Source organism: Streptomyces sp. ISL-87 (assembly GCF_018614095.1).
Taxonomy (GTDB): Bacteria; Actinomycetota; Actinomycetes; order Streptomycetales; family Streptomycetaceae; genus Streptomyces.
Genome location: NZ_JAGGOY010000067.1, coordinates 1 through 15,179, shown reverse-complemented (window position 1 = coordinate 15,179; position 15,179 = coordinate 1). Strand labels below are relative to the sequence as shown.

Below are 15,179 nucleotides of genomic sequence, written 5' to 3'. Positions count from 1 at the left end.
CGCATACGAATCCGCATACGAAAAGGGCCGCGCCCGGGAGACGATCCCGGGCGCGGCCCTTTCGACGGACGGGGACGGGTCAGGCGAGCTTGCCCGTCACCGATTCCACGGCGTCGACGAGAGCACCCGAACGAACGAACGCGTCGGCGGCGGCCAGGTCGGGCGCGAGGAAACGATCCGGCCCGGGACCCTCCACCCCGGCCGCACGGGCGGCGGCGATGGCGGCCCGGCTGGCCGGGGCCGCGGTGAGCCCGTGGCGCAGCTCGATGGCCCGGGTGGCCGCGTACAGCTCGATGGCGATGATCCGGGTCAGGTTGTCGACTGCGGTACGGAGCTTGCGCGCGGCCGACCACCCCATGGAGACGTGGTCCTCCTGCATGGCGGAGGAGGGGATCGAGTCGGCGGAGGCCGGCACCGCGAGCCGCTTCATCTCGCTGACCAGGGCGGCCTGCGTGTACTGGGCGATCATCAGACCGGAGTCCACACCGGCGTCGTCCGCGAGGAACGGCGGCAGTCCGTGCGAGCGGTTCTTGTCGAGCAGCCGGTCCGTGCGGCGCTCGGCGATCGACCCGAGGTCGGCGGCCGCGATGGCCAGGAAGTCCAGTACGTAGGCGACCGGGGCGCCGTGGAAGTTGCCGTTGGACTCCACCCGCCCGTCGGGCAGCACCACCGGGTTGTCGACGGCGGAGGCCAGCTCGCGCGAGGCGACGAGGGCGGCGTGCGCCATGGTGTCGCGGCCCGCGCCGGCGACCTGGGGGGCGCAGCGCACCGAGTAGGCGTCCTGCACGCGCGGCGCGGACTCCTCCTGGAAGTGCCCGGTCAGCCCGGAGCCCTTGAGCACGGCGGCCATGTTGGCCGCGGAGGCTCCCTGGCCCGGGTGCGGCCGGATGGCGTGCAGCTCGGGGGCGAGGACCTTCTCGGTCCCCAGCAGCGCCTCCAGGGTCAGCGCGGCGGTGATGTCGGCGGCGGTGTAGAGCTTGCCGAGGTCGGCGAGGGCCATGACCAGCATGCCGAGCATGCCGTCGGTGCCGTTGAGGAGGGCGAGGCCTTCCTTCTCGCGCAGCTCGACCGGCTCGATCCCGGCTTCGGCCAGCAGCTCCCCGGCGGGCCGGACGACCCCGTCCGGGCCCTCGGCGTCGCCCTCGCCCATGAGCGCGAGCGCGCAGTGCGAGAGCGGGGCGAGGTCGCCGGAGCAGCCGAGGGAGCCGTACTCGTGGACGACGGGGGTGATCCCGGCGTTGAGCACATCAGCCATGGTCTGGGCGACGGACGGCCGGACCCCCGTGTGCCCGGAGGCGACGGTCTTCAGGCGCAGGAACATCAGGGCGCGCACGACCTCCCGCTCGACGCGCGGGCCCATGCCGGCGGCGTGCGAGCGGACGATGTTGCGCTGGAGCTGCGCACGCAGCTCGGGGCTGATGTGCCGGGAGGCGAGGGCTCCGAAGCCGGTGGACACCCCGTAGACGGGTTCGGGCTTGGCGGCGAGGGCATCGACGATTTCGCGGGCGCGGGCGAGGGCGTCCAGCGCTTCGCCGGACAGCTCGACCCGCGCGTTGCCGCGGGCGACGGCGATGACGTCCTCGGCGGTGGTCCCGGAGGTCCCCACCACGACAGTGTGCATATCCATATTCAGCACCCTACGGACTGAATCCCTTCATGTCACTACTGACTTCCGACAGGGCCTGTTACGCCCTGCCACGGAACCGCCGGCGCTCCCCCACGCCCTCCTGCGCGGCGTCGGCCAGCCGCATCACGGCGGTGTCCCGCCCCGCCACGACGGGTTTCGGGGAACGGGCGGCCTTGGCCTTGTACTGCGCGGCGTCGGCCAGCCGGAACAGCCGCCGGGAGGACTTCACCAGCCCGATGGGATCCCCGGTGGAGGCGACCCCGCAGGCCACACCCTCCCCGAGCTCCAGTTCGGCGGCCCGCAGGCACAGCTCCTCGGTCACGCGCACCACCTCGCCGGCCGGCGGCCCCACGCTCACCAGGCAGAACTCGTCACCGCCGAGCCGGGCCACCAGCGCGCCCGGCAGCATGGCCCCGCACAGGCTCAGCACAGACCCGAACCGCTCCAGCAGCCGGTCGCCCATCGCATGCCCGAGGGTGTCGTTCACCCGTTTCAGCCCGTTCAGGTCGCATACGACCAGGCTGACCACGGCCCCGGCCCGCCGGTGCTCCTCCAGGGCCTCGTCCAGCCGCATGTCGACGGCCCGCCGGTTGGCCAGCCCGGTCAGCGGATCGGTGAAGGCGAGCCGCCGGGCCTCTTCGAGCCGCTCGTTCTGCGCGAGCCCCGCGGCCACCACCGCGGCCAGTACGGTCGCGAACTCGGCGTCGTCATCGTCGAAGTCGGGCAGGCCCTCGTCCCGGGCGACGTACAGCTCGCCCCAGGCGCGCCCGCTGAGCACGATCGGCGCGACCACGCACGTCCCGCGCCCGCGCCGGCGCAGGGCCTCCCCGCGCCGCCCGGGGCGCCCGGGGCGCCCGCCGCCCGCGCTCTCCACCCAGGCGTGCGGCCCGCCGCCGCCCGCCCAGCGCTCGTGCAGGAACTCGGTGATCTCAGGGAAATCGTGAACCGGATAGGACTCGTCCTCGGGGAACTCCTCCTCCCCGGCCCGCCGCTCCCCCTCGTTCACGAGCACCCGCAGGCTGCCCCGCTCCCGCTCCCAGGCGGAAATGGCGGCGAACGACCCGTCCATCGCCACCCGCGCACCCCGCGCGGCCGCCCGCACGCTGTCCCGCGGCGCACACGCCGCCGCCATGGCCTGAGCCAGGCTCACGACGGCCCGCAGCCGCCCGTCGACTCCCATCACCCCAGGTTAGGGGTTTTGTCCGTTTTAGTGACAATTGGCGCGACACTTCGCAGCCTCGCCGGCGTCGACTCCAGCCTCGCCGGCGTTTGAGGCGCAGGGCCCCCGGACAAGGAGTCTGGGGGAGGGTCTGGGGCTGAGCCCCAGGAACCGGGCAGCTACACCCCCGGCCACTCCGGCTTCCGCTTCGCGTTGAACGCGGCCACACCCTCCGCCCGGTCCCCCGAGAACGCCACCGTCCGCCACGCCGCGTCCTCGATCTCCAGCCCCGCCGCCAGGTCCATCCCGTGCCCCAGCCGCAGCGCCCGCTTCGCCGCCCGCAGCCCCACCGGCGAGTTCGCCGCCATCCGCCCGGCAAGGGCAAGGGCCTCCTCGCGGTCCTGCCCCGCGGCGACCACCGAGTCCACCAGCCCCAGCGCCAGCGCCTCGGCCGCCTCCACCCGCCGGGCGGTGAAAATCAGCTCGGCCGCCCGCGCGGCCCCCACCCGCCGCGGCAGCAGCTGCGTACCGCCGCCGCCCGGGATCACCCCGACCGAGACCTCCGGCAGCCCGACCACCGCCGTCTCGTCGGCCACGATCACATCGCAGGCCAGCGCCAGCTCGAAGCCGCCGCCCAGCGCGAACCCGTGCACCGCCGCGATCGTCGGCATCGGCAGCTCCAGCACGCCCCCGTACGCACCCCGGGTGGTCGGCCGCTGCCGCACCAGCTCCGCGTCCGACAGCGAGTTCCGCTCCTTGAGGTCCGCGCCCACGCAGAACGCCCTCTCGGCGGTCGAGGAGAGCACGACCACCCGTACCGAGGGATCGGCGGCCAGCTCACCGCACGCCGCGCCAATGGCCCGGGCCATCGCCGTGGACACCGCGTTCATCGCCTTCGGCCGGTCCAGGACCAGCTCGACGACCCCGTCCGTACCGTGCCGACGTACCGCTACGAACTCCGACTCCACCGACACAGGGACCCTCCAGGTTAACGAACGTTACCCGGGGATCTTAGGCTTCCGGCGCGTCAGCGACCAGGGCTCCACGACACCCAGCCCTCGCACCGGCCGCTGCCACATCGGCTGGAGCGCGAAGCGGTACGCGCCGCCGCCCTCCTCCGCCTCGGCCTCCTTCTCGGACACCGGCGCGGCCCCGGTCCTGCCGAGCTCCTCGGCCATCGCGCCGTCCACCAGCACCGCGTCCTTCGGCGCTATCGACGTCAGCCGGCTCGCCAGATTCACCGTCGTCCCGAAGACGTCACCCATCCGGGTCGTCACGGTCCCGAAGGCGATGCCCACCCGCAGCTCCGGCATCTGCGCATCGGCTTCCATCGTCTCGATCAGCCGCAGCGCGATCTCCGCCGCCGTCGCCGCGTCGTCGGCGCAGTACAGCACCTCGTCGCCCAGCGTCTTGATCAGCCGGCCACCGTGCGCGGCCACCAGGTCCGCCGAGGTCGTCTCGAAGGACTCGACGAGCTCGCCGAGCTCCTCCTCCTCCAGCCGCCGCGTCAGCCGGGTGAAGCCCACCAGGTCCGCGAAGCCCACCGCGAGCCGGCGGTCGACCATCTCCTCGTCGTCCGCCACCTGCACCACCCGCCCGGTGGCCGCCGCCAGCTGGCGGCGCCACACGTAGACGAGGAACTCCTCCAGCTCCGGCAGCAGCAGCTCGACCAGCGGGTACGTGACCTCCGTGCGGGTCATCCCCGGCTCCGGCGGCTCCGTGAGCCCCTCCAGGAAGGAGTCGATCTGCCATTCCGCCAGCCGGGCCGTGGTCTGCCCGGTGGACCGCGCGACCTGCACCGCCATCGGCTCGCTCAGCAGCCCGGCCTCCACCAGGCCGGCGAGCCGGCGCAGCGCCAGTACGTCCGCCTCCGTCAGGGCCTTGGCCTGGCCGATGTCCGCGAAGCCCATGGCCCGCCAGAAGCGGGAGGCGAGCTCCATCGAGACACCGGCGCTGCGGGCCGCCTGGAAGGGGGTGTACCGGCGCTCGGCGCCCAGGATCAGCTGCTCCAGCCGGATGGCGAGCGGGTCGGCCGTCGGCTGGGCGGTGTGGTCCACCTCGTGGTGGGGAGTGTGCTGGTCTCGCCCGATCGGGGTACCCGCACCCGATGCGGAGCCGGGCCCGGACGCGCTGGACGTTGAGTCGTCGACGGTCAAGGGCCGCCTCCTGTCCATTCCGTGCGCAATGCCGAACCGGGTGATCACCGCGAGGACCGGGATCGCCTAAACCATACGGCAGGTGTGCCGTAGCTCACTCCCCACTGGCCCGCCCTTGGCCGTGCTACCGCACCGACCTCAGATGGACCACGTCCCCGGCCCCCACGGCCTCATGCTCCCCCTCCGCCGTCCGTACGACGAGCCGCCCGTCCGCGTCGACCGCTTCGGCCGTCCCGGTGAGCGTGCGGCCGCCGGGCAGCTCGGCCCGTACGTGCCTGCCGAGGGTGGCGCAGCCCGCCGCGTACGTCTCCTGGAGGCCGCTGGCCGCCGGGTCGCCGTCGGCCGCGCGCCAGTTCCCGTACCACTGCTCCAGGGAGCGCAGTACGGCCTTCAGCAGCGGTTCCCGGTCGGTGACCGCGGCCTTCGCCAGGAGCAGGGACCCGGCCTCCGGCACCGGGAGCTCGCCCTCGGTGAGGGTGACATTGAGCCCGATCCCCACGACGACGCCGTCCCCGACCCGCTCCGCGAGGATCCCGGCGGTCTTGCGCTCCTCCCCGTCCACGGTGACCAGCAGGTCGTTGGGCCATTTGAGGGCCGTGTCCACGCCCGCCGCCCGGGACAGCCCGGTGGCGGTGGCCACCCCGGCCAGCAGCGTCAGCCACGCCCACCGCTCCTGCGGCACGTCCGGCCCCGGCTTCAGCAGCACGGAGAGGAACAGCCCGGACCGCGCCGGCGCGACCCAGCTCCGGTCGAGCCGCCCGCGCCCGGCGGTCTGCTCCTCGGCGACGAGCACCGCCCCCTCCGGCAGCGTTCCGGCCCGGGCGGCGAGATCACTGTTGGTCGACCCGGTCGAGCCGACGACCTCCAGCGATGTCCACAGCCCCCCGTCGGTCACAAGGGCCCGCTGCAGCGCAGCGGCATTCAACGGCGGCCGCTCAAGGCTCGACCAACGGCCCGCGGAAGCTCCGCCCGGAGCTCCGCCTGATGCATCTGATGGCGTCATGCAACCCAGATTAGGTGTGTCAAACGCCGCACTGCCGAGCGCCATGCCCGCCGATACGCTACGCACCAGTAGCCAGCAGTAGTCAATCAATTGACCAGGCAGTTGACACCACACAGGGAGCCGCGACCCCGATGTCACAACCCTCACAGCCGATCGACTTGCACACCACCGCGGGCAAGATCGCGGACCTGCAGCGCCGGATCGACGAAGCCACTCACGCCGGGTCCGCGCGGGCGGTGGAGAAGCAGCACGCCAAGGGGAAGCTGACGGCGCGTGAGCGGGTCGCCCTGCTGCTGGACGAGGGGTCGTTCGTCGAGCTCGACGAGTTCGCCCGGCACCGCTCGACCAGCTTCGGGCTGGAGAAGACCCGCCCGTACGGCGACGGCGTCGTCACCGGTTACGGCACCGTCGACGGGCGCCCCGTCGCCGTGTTCTCGCAGGACTTCACCGTCTTCGGCGGGGCCCTCGGCGAGGTCTACGGCCAGAAGATCATGAAGGTGATGGACTTCGCGCTGAAGACCGGCTGCCCGCTCGTCGGCATCAACGACTCCGGCGGCGCCCGCATCCAGGAGGGCGTCAGCGCGCTCGGGATGTACGGCGAGATCTTCCGCCGGAACGTGCACGCCTCCGGGGTGATCCCCCAGATCAGCCTGATCGTCGGGCCGTGCGCCGGCGGCGCCGTGTATTCGCCCGCCATCACCGACTTCACCGTCATGGTCGACCAGACCTCGCACATGTTCATCACCGGCCCCGACGTCATCAAGACGGTCACCGGTGAGGACGTCGGCTTCGAGGAGCTGGGCGGCGCCCGCACCCACAACTCGACCTCCGGCGTGGCGCACCACATGGCCGGGGACGAGAAGGACGCCATCGAGTACGTCAAGAACCTGCTGGCATACCTGCCGTCGAACAACCTCTCCGAGCCGCCCGCCTTCCCCGAGGAGGCCCACACCGAGGTGTCCGACGTCGACCGCGAGCTCGACGTACTGATCCCGGACAGCGCCAACCAGCCGTACGACATGCACACCGTGATCGAGCACGTGCTCGACGACGCGGAGTTCCTGGAGACGCAGTCGCTGTTCGCCCCGAACATCCTCACCGGCTTCGGCCGGGTCGAGGGGCACCCGGTGGGCATCGTCGCCAACCAGCCGATGCAGTTCGCCGGCTGCCTGGACATCAACGCCTCCGAGAAGGCGGCCCGGTTCGTCCGGACGTGCGACGCCTTCAACATCCCGGTGCTCACGTTCGTGGACGTCCCGGGCTTCCTGCCGGGCACGGACCAGGAGTACAACGGAATCATCCGCCGCGGCGCGAAGCTGATCTACGCCTACGCCGAGGCCACCGTCCCCCTGATCACCGTCATCACCCGCAAGGCCTTCGGCGGCGCGTACGACGTCATGGGCTCCAAGCACCTCGGCGCGGACCTCAACCTCGCCTGGCCGACCGCGCAGATCGCCGTGATGGGCGCGCAGGGCGCGGTGAACATCCTGCACCGGCGGGCGATCGCGGAGGCGGAGGAGGCGGGCAACGCCGACGAGACCCGGGCGCGGCTCATCGCCGAGTACGAGGACGCGCTGCTCAACCCGTACACCGCGGCCGAGCGCGGGTACATCGACGCGGTGACCATGCCGTCCGAGACCCGGGCGCACGTGGTGAAGGGGCTGCGCCAGCTGCGTACCAAGCGGGAGTCCCTGCCCCCGAAGAAGCACGGCAACATTCCCCTCTAGGAGGTCAGTCCTGTGGTGATCAAGGTCGTCAAGGGGAATCCGACCCCGGAGGAGCTGGCCGCCGCACTGGCGGTGGTCCAAGCGCGCGCGGCGGTGCTGGCCTCGGCGCCGTCGGGCGCGCCGCGGGTCGCCGACGAGTGGGCGGCGCCGTCCCGGGTGGCGCGGCGGCACCTGCCGCAGCCGGGGCCGCGCGCGTGGGGTCGTACGTACTGGCCCGCGTAGCCAAGATGGCGCGAACGGGCGGTGGCGCCTGAGTACTCGTACTCAGGCGCCACCGCCGTACCGGGGCCAGGATCGGAGCATGCTCTGGTCAGACCCGAAGGACGAGCCGCCCAAGGACATGCGCGATGCGCAGGCCATGCTCCGGCGGCTGATCGTGGTGCTCGCCCTCGCCATGCTCGTGGTGGTGTACGTGCTGGGCGTGGGCCACTTCTAGGAGGCTCTTGAAGATCTTGCTCCGGCCGACCGATTCACCCCATATTGCCGGTAAATGCCAATCGGGCTGAACCGGTGCAAGCCGGGCGCGTTTTCAAGATCTTCATCAGACTCCTAGGGCCTGTCCGGGGCCTGTCGCGGGGCCCTTCCGGGGGCCGGTCGCGAGTCCCGTCCAGGGCCGGTCGCGAGTCCCGTCCGGGGGCCTGTCCCGAGCCCCGTCCGGCGGCCTGTCCGGGCGCCCTACGATGGCTCCCATGACTGCTGCTGAACCGCGAAAGCTCGTCCTCGCCTCCGCCTCCCCCGCCCGGCTGAACCTGCTGCGGCAGGCCGGGCTCGCCCCGCACGTGATCGTCAGCGGCTTCGACGAGGACGCGCTCAGCGCGGACACCCCGGCCGAGCTGGCGCTGGCGCTGGCCGAGGCGAAGGCGGCCGTGGTGGCGGGCCTGGACGAGGCCTCCGGCGCGCTGGTGATCGGCTGCGACTCGGTGCTGGAGCTGGACGGCGAGGCCCTGGGCAAGCCGGCGGACGCCGAGGAGGCCACGGCCCGCTGGAAGTCCATGCGCGGGCGGGCGGGCGTACTGCGCACCGGGCACTGCGTGATCGACACGGCGAGCGGGCGCCAGGTCTCGGCCACGGCGTCCACGACCGTCCGCTTCGGCGAGCCGACGGACGCTGAGGTGGCGGCCTACGTGGAGAGCGGGGAGCCGCTGCACGTGGCGGGGGCGTTCACCCTGGACGGGCTGTCGGCGCCGTTCATCGACGGCATCGACGGCGACCACGGCAATGTGATCGGTATCTCGTTGCCGCTGCTGCGGTCCCTCCTGGGCGAACTTGGTGTATCCATCACGGATTTGTGGGCTTGAGCCCTCCGCGGGGCGGCGGGGTGTCGCGAATGTCCCCGGCGCCCGGAGCCTCGCCGTCCGGCGCCTCGACGCCCGCTGCATCCTCGCTCTTGGCCGCGTAGAGCATCAGCGCCAGGACGACCAGACACAGGATCAGCATCATCACCGCGAAGGCAGCCCATCCGACAAGGCCGACGGCGAGCGCGCCGAGCAGCCCGTGGGTGACGGCGGCGGAGATGAGCACAACGCGGGCGAAGGTGCCGTGCGCGCGGTCCCGTACCGCGGCGACGGCGAGGAGTGCGGCGCACAGCAGGAGGAAGGCGCCCATGCCCGCCCCCATCGCGTACGTTGCCTTGGACATGACATCCGGATCCATGCCCGCGATGGACATCGACTGGTTCTCGGTGGTCTTGCCCAGCACCACGTGCACGAGGACGAGCACCGCCGCCTCCACGACGAGCACGATCGCGGCCAGCCCGGCCACGAGTCTGCGCAGCAGCACGACGCCCCACCCCCCACACGTCACAAGCCTGTTCGACGCCCTGGAGGCTACTAACGGGTAAACCAGCGGACAAGGGGTCGGGGCCGCTTCGTTACGGGAAGCCCCCGCGAGGGCCCGGACGCAAAGAATGTCTAGGCCGTTCGTAGGGACTCCACAAAGAATCGGCGGGGGCCGGTGGCCCGGTGGACAGCGACCCCGGACCCGCGACGGGGTTACTGTGCAGTCGGGGATCTCCCTGACCTGGGGCGCCACAAGGGTCTTTCCGGCTCGAGGTGGACTCGAATCACACTCCGTGTGGGCAAGCTCACCTATGGGGAAGGGTCGAAAGGCCGTGTGGGCTGTCCCTAAACTCAGCTTGTTCCAAGGAGGGAGCCATCGTGCGCAAGGTGCTCATCGCCAACCGTGGCGAAATCGCTGTCCGCGTTGCCCGGGCCTGCCGGGACGCCGGGATCGCCAGCGTAGCCGTCTACGCCGATCCGGACCGGGACGCTCTGCACGTCCGCGCGGCCGACGAAGCTTTCGCGTTGGGCGGTGACACCCCGGCCGCCAGCTACTTGGACATCTCGAAGGTCCTTCAGGCCGCTGCCGATTCGGGTGCCGACGCCATTCACCCCGGATACGGATTCCTGTCCGAGAACGCCGACTTCGCCCAGGCCGTTCTCGACGCGGGTCTGACCTGGATCGGCCCGCCGCCGCAGGCCATCCGGGACCTCGGCGACAAGGTCGCCGCCCGTCACATCGCGCAGCGTGCAGGCGCCCCGCTGGTCGCCGGTACGCCGGACCCGGTCTCCGGGGCCGAAGAGGTCGTCACGTTCGCCAAGGAGCACGGCCTGCCCATCGCGATCAAGGCCGCCTTCGGCGGTGGCGGTCGCGGTCTGAAGGTCGCCCGCACGCTCGAAGAGGTGCCGGAGCTCTACGACTCCGCCGTCCGTGAGGCCGTCGCCGCCTTCGGCCGCGGCGAGTGCTTCGTCGAGCGCTACCTCGACAAGCCGCGGCACGTCGAGACGCAGTGTCTGGCCGACAGCCACGGCAACGTGGTCGTCGTGTCCACGCGTGACTGCTCGCTTCAGCGCCGCCACCAGAAGCTGGTGGAGGAGGCCCCCGCTCCGTTCCTCTCCGAGGCGCAGAACGCGGAGCTGTACGCCGCCTCGAAGGCGATCCTGAAGGAGGCCGGCTACGTAGGCGCCGGCACGGTCGAGTTCCTGGTCGGCACGGACGGCACGATCTCCTTCCTGGAGGTCAACACCCGTCTGCAGGTCGAGCACCCGGTCACCGAAGAGGTCACCGGCATCGACCTGGTCCGCGAGATGTTCCGCATCGCCGACGGCGAGGAGCTCGGCTACGGGGACCCGGTCCTGCGTGGTCACTCCTTCGAGTTCCGCATCAACGGCGAGGACCCGGGCCGCGGCTTCCTGCCGGCTCCGGGCACGGTGACGAAGTTCGCCGCGCCCTCGGGCCCGGGTGTCCGCCTGGACGCGGGCGTGGAGTCCGGCTCGGTCATCGGCCCGGCGTGGGACTCCCTGCTCGCCAAGCTGATCGTTACGGGTGCCACCCGCGAGCAGGCCCTCCAGCGGGCGGCCCGCGCCCTGGCGGAGTTCGAGATCGAGGGCATGGCCACGGCCATCCCGTTCCACCGCGCGGTCGTCGCCGACCCGGCGTTCGCTCCGGCGGAGGGCCCGTTCACGATCCACACCCGTTGGATCGAGACCGAGTTCGTCAACGAGATCCCGGCCTTCGTGGTTCCCGCCGCGGAGGACACCGAGGACGAGCCGGGCCGCGAGACGGTCGTGGTCGAGGTCGGCGGCAAGCGCCTGGAGGTCTCCCTCCCCTCGTCACTGGGCATGACCCTGGCCCGCACCGCGGCCGCCGGCGGTGCCAAGCCGAAGCGCCGCGCCGCCAAGAAGTCCGGCCCGGCCGCCTCCGGCGACACCCTCGCGTCCCCGATGCAGGGCACGATCGTCAAGGTCGCGGTCGAGGAGGGCCAGCAGGTCAACGAGGGCGACCTGGTCGTCGTCCTCGAGGCCATGAAGATGGAGCAGCCGCTGAACGCGCACCGCTCGGGCACCATCGTCGGCCTCACGGCCGAGGTCGGCGCGAGCCTCACCGCCGGCGCGACCATCTGCGAGATCAAGGACTGACGCCCGGTCCCGGGGCTCCGCCCCGGACCCCCGCGCGCGAACGCCGGCGGGGCTGCACTCGCAGCCCCGCCGGCGTTCGGCGTTTCCAGCCATACCCAGCCTCGCCGGCGTTTGAGGCGTGGGGGTCCCCCCGGACGGAGTCTGGGGGAGGTGGAAGGGCAGGTAGGGGAAACCAGCCCCGCAGGGCCGGGCCGGCCACCGACACCGCCTGCCCGCCCGGCTACCGCCGCCGCATGTCCGCGACCCGCGCCCGCTCCCCCGCCTGCTGCTGCTCCAGCAGCCCGGCCGGCGCACTCCGCAGCTGGGCCGTGGGCCCGCCACGCCGCTGCACCGGCAACGGAGACTCCCGCCGAGGCCGCCGCCCCACCACGCCGTCCCCGCCGGAGGCCACCGCCGACCCGGCCACGGTGATCTGCACGCCCTGGTCCGCCAGTGCCTGCAACTCCGTCCCCGCCCGATCGTCATGCGGCGGCGGCTCATCCGTCACGAGCCGCGTCATCACATCCGTCGGCACGGTCTGGAACATGGTGTCCGTCCCGAGCTTGGTGTGGTCGGCGAGCACCACCACCTCCGCCGCCGCCTGCACGAGCGCCCTGTCCACACTGGCTGACAGCATGTTGGAGGTGGACAGCCCCCGCTCGGCGGTCAGACCGCTCCCGGACAGAAAGGCCCGCGACACCCGCAGCCCCTGCAGGGACTGCTCGGCCCCGCTGCCGACGAGCGCGTAGTTGGACCCGCGCAAGGTCCCGCCGGTCATCACCACCTCCACCCGATTCGCGTGGGCCAGCGCCTGCGCGACCAGCAGGGAGTTGGTGACGACGGTCAGTCCGGGCACCCGCGCGAGCCGGCGGGCCAGCTCCTGGGTCGTGGTGCCCGCGCCGACGACGACGGCCTCTCCTTCTTCGACGAGGCCGGCCGCGACATCGGCAATGGCGGTCTTCTCCGCCGTCGCGAGATGGGACTTTTGCGGAAAGCCGGACTCCCGCGTGAAACCGCCCGGCAAGACCGCACCGCCGTGCCGGCGGTCGAGGAGTCCTTCTGCCTCCAGTGCCCGCACGTCCCGCCGTACGGTCACTTCGGAGGTCTGGACGACGCGGGCGAGCTCCCGGAGCGATACCGCTCCGTTGGCCCGCACCATTTCGAGGATCAATTGGCGACGTTCTGCAGCGAACACGAAACTGACAGTAACCCCAACGACCGTCTGCTTTCGGCTCTTTACGTCGGAATATCGAAGTTGGCCGTAAGGCGGGGTGACTAGTGGTATACGCAGCCGGTCGACTGCGTGAACGTATCTCCACTCAGGCCCACCCCGCCTCAAAGCCCTTGCGGGGCGCGGCGGTTAGCCGGGATTACGCCTCCCCGCCGGCCTTCCGCGTGTGCAGCTGGCGGGCCACCTCGGCGATCGAGCCCGACAGCGAGGGGTACACGGTGAACGCCTTTGCGATCTGCTCCACCGTCAGGTTGTTGTCGACGGCGATCGAGATCGGGTGGATGAGTTCGCTCGCACGCGGCGAGACGACCACACCGCCGACCACGATGCCGGTGCCCGGGCGGCAGAACATCTTGACGAAGCCGTCCCGGATGCCCTGCATCTTGGCGCGCGGGTTGCGCAGCAGCGGCAGCTTCACCACACGGGCGTCGATCTTGCCGGAGTCCACGTCGGCCTGGGTGTAGCCGACGGTGGCGATCTCCGGGTCGGTGAAGACGTTCGACGAGACCGTCTTGAGGTTCAGCGGGGCCACCGCGTCGCCGAGGAAGTGGTACATCGCGATGCGCCCCTGCATCGCGGCGACGGACGCCAGGGCGAACACCCCGGTGACGTCGCCGGCCGCGTACACGCCCGGCGAGGACGTCCTCGACACCTTGTCCGTCCAGATGTGCCCGGACTCCTTGAGCCGGACCCCGGACTCCTCCAGGTTCATCCCGGTGGTGTTGGGCACCGCGCCGACCGCCATCAGGCAGTGCGTGCCGGTGATGACGCGGCCGTCGGACAGGGTGACCTCGACCCGGTCGCCGACCCGCTTGGCGGACTCGGCGCGGGAGCGGCCGATCACGTTCATGCCCCGGCGACGGAACACGTCCTCCAGGACGGCGGCGGCGTCCGGGTCCTCGCCCGGCAGCACGCGGTCGCGGGAGGACACGAGCGTCACCCGGGACCCGAGAGCCTGGTACGCCCCCGCGAACTCGGCACCGGTCACACCCGAACCGACCACGATGAGCTCCTCGGGGAGTTCCTCAAGGTCGTAGACCTGGGTCCAGTTCAGGATGCGCTCGCCGTCGGGCATCGCGTCCGGGATCTCGCGCGGGTGACCGCCGGTCGCGATCAGCACGGCGTCGGCCGTCAGGATCGTCTCGGAGCCGTCCGCCGCGGTGACGATGACGTCCCGGGTGCCGTCGATGCCCTGCGGCCCGCCGAGCTTGCCGCGGCCGCGCAGCACGCGGGCGCCGGCCCGGGTGACGGAGGCGGTGATGTCGTGGGACTGGGCGAGCGCGAGGCGCTTGACTCGCCGGTTCACCTTGCCGAGGTCGACGCCGACGACGCGCGCGGCCTGCTCGATGTGCGGGGTGTCGTCGGCGACGACGATCCCGAGCTCCTCGTACGACGAATCGAAGGTCGTCATGACCTCGGCGGTCGCGATGAGCGTCTTCGAGGGGACGCAGTCGGTCAGCACCGACGCACCGCCCAGGCCGTCGCAGTCGACGACGGTCACCTCCGCGCCGAGCTGGGCCCCTACGAGGGCCGCCTCATACCCGCCGGGTCCGCCGCCGATGATCACGATCCGGGTCACGAAAACTCCGCCTCACGTCTACCCGGCCGGCTGCCGCCCCGGCCGGGGCTTCCGGGGGTTCCCCCCGGGGGATGCATTCCGTGCCCCATTCTCCCGCACTCTTCAAGGTGCTTCGCGCCCGGTCCCTCCATCCGGGACGACGCCCTCGCGGCGGGCGGGCACGCCGCCATCCCCGCCCCTCCCGTACCCTCGACCTCATGTCGCTCTACGCCGCGTACGCCGGCAACCTCGACCCGCGGCTGATGACGCGCCGCGCTCCGCATTCGCCGCTGCGCGGCACGGGCTGGATCAACGACTGGCGGCTGACCTTCGGCGGCGAGCAGATGGGCTGGGAGGGCGCACTCGCCACGATCGTCGAAGCCCCGCGCCACCAGGTCTTTGTCGCCCTGTACGACATCGCGCCGCTGGACGAGGACTCGATGGACCGCTGGGAGGGCGTCGGCCTCGACATCTACCGCCGCATGCGGGTACGGGTCCACACCCTGGACGGCGAGGAAGCCGCCTGGGTCTACGTCCTGAACGGCTACGAGGGCGGCCTCCCCTCGGCCCGCTACCTCGGCGAAATCGCCGACGCCGCCGAATCCGCTGGCGCCCCGCACGACTACGTAATGGAACTCCGCAAGCGCCCTTGCTGACCCCATCAGCCCCCGCGGGGCCCAATCCCAGCCCCGCCGGCGCCAATCCCAGCCCCGTCGGCATTTGAGGCGCGGGGGCCGGAGGCCGACGCGGCACCATCCGACCCAGCCGGGCCCAATCCCAGCCCCGCCGGCGTTTGAGGCGCGGGGTCCGGGGCGGAGCCCC

The 15,179-nt window shown here is 71.9% G+C and carries 14 protein-coding genes; 6 read left to right on the top strand and 8 right to left on the bottom strand.

All coding sequences use genetic code 11. The features are described 5' to 3' along the window. Positions 1 to 79: 79 nt before the first annotated feature. The 5 genes from hutH to J7I97_RS24720 all read right to left on the bottom strand — a co-directional run bounded on the left by hutH (position 80) and on the right by J7I97_RS24720 (position 5,945). Entirely contained in the window at positions 80 to 1,621 is a 1,542-nt protein-coding gene (hutH, locus tag J7I97_RS24740) for a histidine ammonia-lyase (RefSeq protein WP_214938608.1), read from the bottom strand. Positions 1,622 to 1,685: 64 nt separating this feature from the next. Continuing rightward, the gene (locus tag J7I97_RS24735) at positions 1,686 to 2,807 is read right to left on the bottom strand and encodes a GGDEF domain-containing protein (protein ID WP_214938549.1); all 1,122 of its coding nucleotides are present in this window, start codon (positions 2,805 to 2,807) and stop codon (positions 1,686 to 1,688) included. A gap of 158 nt (positions 2,808 to 2,965) precedes the next feature. Continuing rightward, positions 2,966 to 3,760: an enoyl-CoA hydratase/isomerase family protein gene (locus J7I97_RS24730; RefSeq protein WP_214938547.1), complete on the bottom strand. Its 795-nt coding sequence runs from the start codon at positions 3,758 to 3,760 to the stop codon at positions 2,966 to 2,968. Positions 3,761 to 3,784: 24 nt separating this feature from the next. Next, entirely contained in the window at positions 3,785 to 4,942 is a 1,158-nt protein-coding gene (locus J7I97_RS24725) for an adenylate/guanylate cyclase domain-containing protein (protein ID WP_214938545.1), read from the bottom strand. 124 nt (positions 4,943 to 5,066) lie between these two features. Further along, entirely contained in the window at positions 5,067 to 5,945 is an 879-nt protein-coding gene (locus J7I97_RS24720; protein WP_214938543.1) for a biotin--[acetyl-CoA-carboxylase] ligase, read from the bottom strand. Between the two features lie 131 nt (positions 5,946 to 6,076). On the opposite strand from J7I97_RS24720, the gene J7I97_RS24715 reads away from it, so the two are divergent. From J7I97_RS24715 to J7I97_RS24705, 4 genes are all read left to right on the top strand, one after another. Then, positions 6,077 to 7,672 (top strand): acyl-CoA carboxylase subunit beta, encoded by a 1,596-nt coding sequence (locus J7I97_RS24715; RefSeq protein WP_214938541.1) that lies wholly within the window; start codon positions 6,077 to 6,079, stop codon positions 7,670 to 7,672. Between the two features lie 12 nt (positions 7,673 to 7,684). Beyond that, the gene (locus tag J7I97_RS24710) at positions 7,685 to 7,894 is read left to right on the top strand and encodes an acyl-CoA carboxylase epsilon subunit (protein ID WP_214938539.1); all 210 of its coding nucleotides are present in this window, start codon (positions 7,685 to 7,687) and stop codon (positions 7,892 to 7,894) included. A 79-nt stretch (positions 7,895 to 7,973) separates the two neighbouring features. Next, positions 7,974 to 8,108 carry a morphogenic membrane protein MmpB gene (mmpB, locus tag J7I97_RS39640; protein ID WP_285441177.1) on the top strand — a complete coding sequence of 45 codons (135 nt, stop codon included), beginning with the start codon at positions 7,974 to 7,976 and terminating at the stop codon, positions 8,106 to 8,108. 244 nt (positions 8,109 to 8,352) lie between these two features. Further along, positions 8,353 to 8,970 carry a nucleoside triphosphate pyrophosphatase gene (locus tag J7I97_RS24705; protein WP_214938538.1) on the top strand — a complete coding sequence of 206 codons (618 nt, stop codon included), beginning with the start codon at positions 8,353 to 8,355 and terminating at the stop codon, positions 8,968 to 8,970. Here J7I97_RS24705 and J7I97_RS24700 read toward each other — a convergent pair. Continuing rightward, positions 8,951 to 9,451, bottom strand: a complete 501-nt coding sequence (locus tag J7I97_RS24700; protein WP_308369390.1) for a hypothetical protein — start codon at positions 9,449 to 9,451, stop codon at positions 8,951 to 8,953. The genes J7I97_RS24705 and J7I97_RS24700 overlap by 20 nt on opposite strands. A 377-nt stretch (positions 9,452 to 9,828) precedes the next feature. On the opposite strand from J7I97_RS24700, the gene J7I97_RS24695 reads away from it, so the two are divergent. Beyond that, positions 9,829 to 11,589 (top strand): biotin carboxylase N-terminal domain-containing protein, encoded by a 1,761-nt coding sequence (locus J7I97_RS24695; RefSeq protein ID WP_214938535.1) that lies wholly within the window; start codon positions 9,829 to 9,831, stop codon positions 11,587 to 11,589. A 220-nt stretch (positions 11,590 to 11,809) separates the two neighbouring features. Here the strand turns inward: J7I97_RS24695 and J7I97_RS24690 are convergent, their stop codons facing one another. After that, complete coding sequence (locus tag J7I97_RS24690) at positions 11,810 to 12,727, bottom strand: DeoR/GlpR family DNA-binding transcription regulator (protein WP_251059138.1); 918 nt, start codon at positions 12,725 to 12,727, stop codon at positions 11,810 to 11,812. 211 nt (positions 12,728 to 12,938) lie between these two features. Beyond that, positions 12,939 to 14,378 (bottom strand): NAD(P)H-quinone dehydrogenase, encoded by a 1,440-nt coding sequence (locus tag J7I97_RS24685; RefSeq protein WP_214938531.1) that lies wholly within the window; start codon positions 14,376 to 14,378, stop codon positions 12,939 to 12,941. A gap of 197 nt (positions 14,379 to 14,575) precedes the next feature. Between J7I97_RS24685 and J7I97_RS24680 the strand changes: the two genes are divergently transcribed. Continuing rightward, positions 14,576 to 15,013: a gamma-glutamylcyclotransferase gene (locus J7I97_RS24680; protein ID WP_069921661.1), complete on the top strand. Its 438-nt coding sequence runs from the start codon at positions 14,576 to 14,578 to the stop codon at positions 15,011 to 15,013. Positions 15,014 to 15,179: the final 166 nt, after the last annotated feature.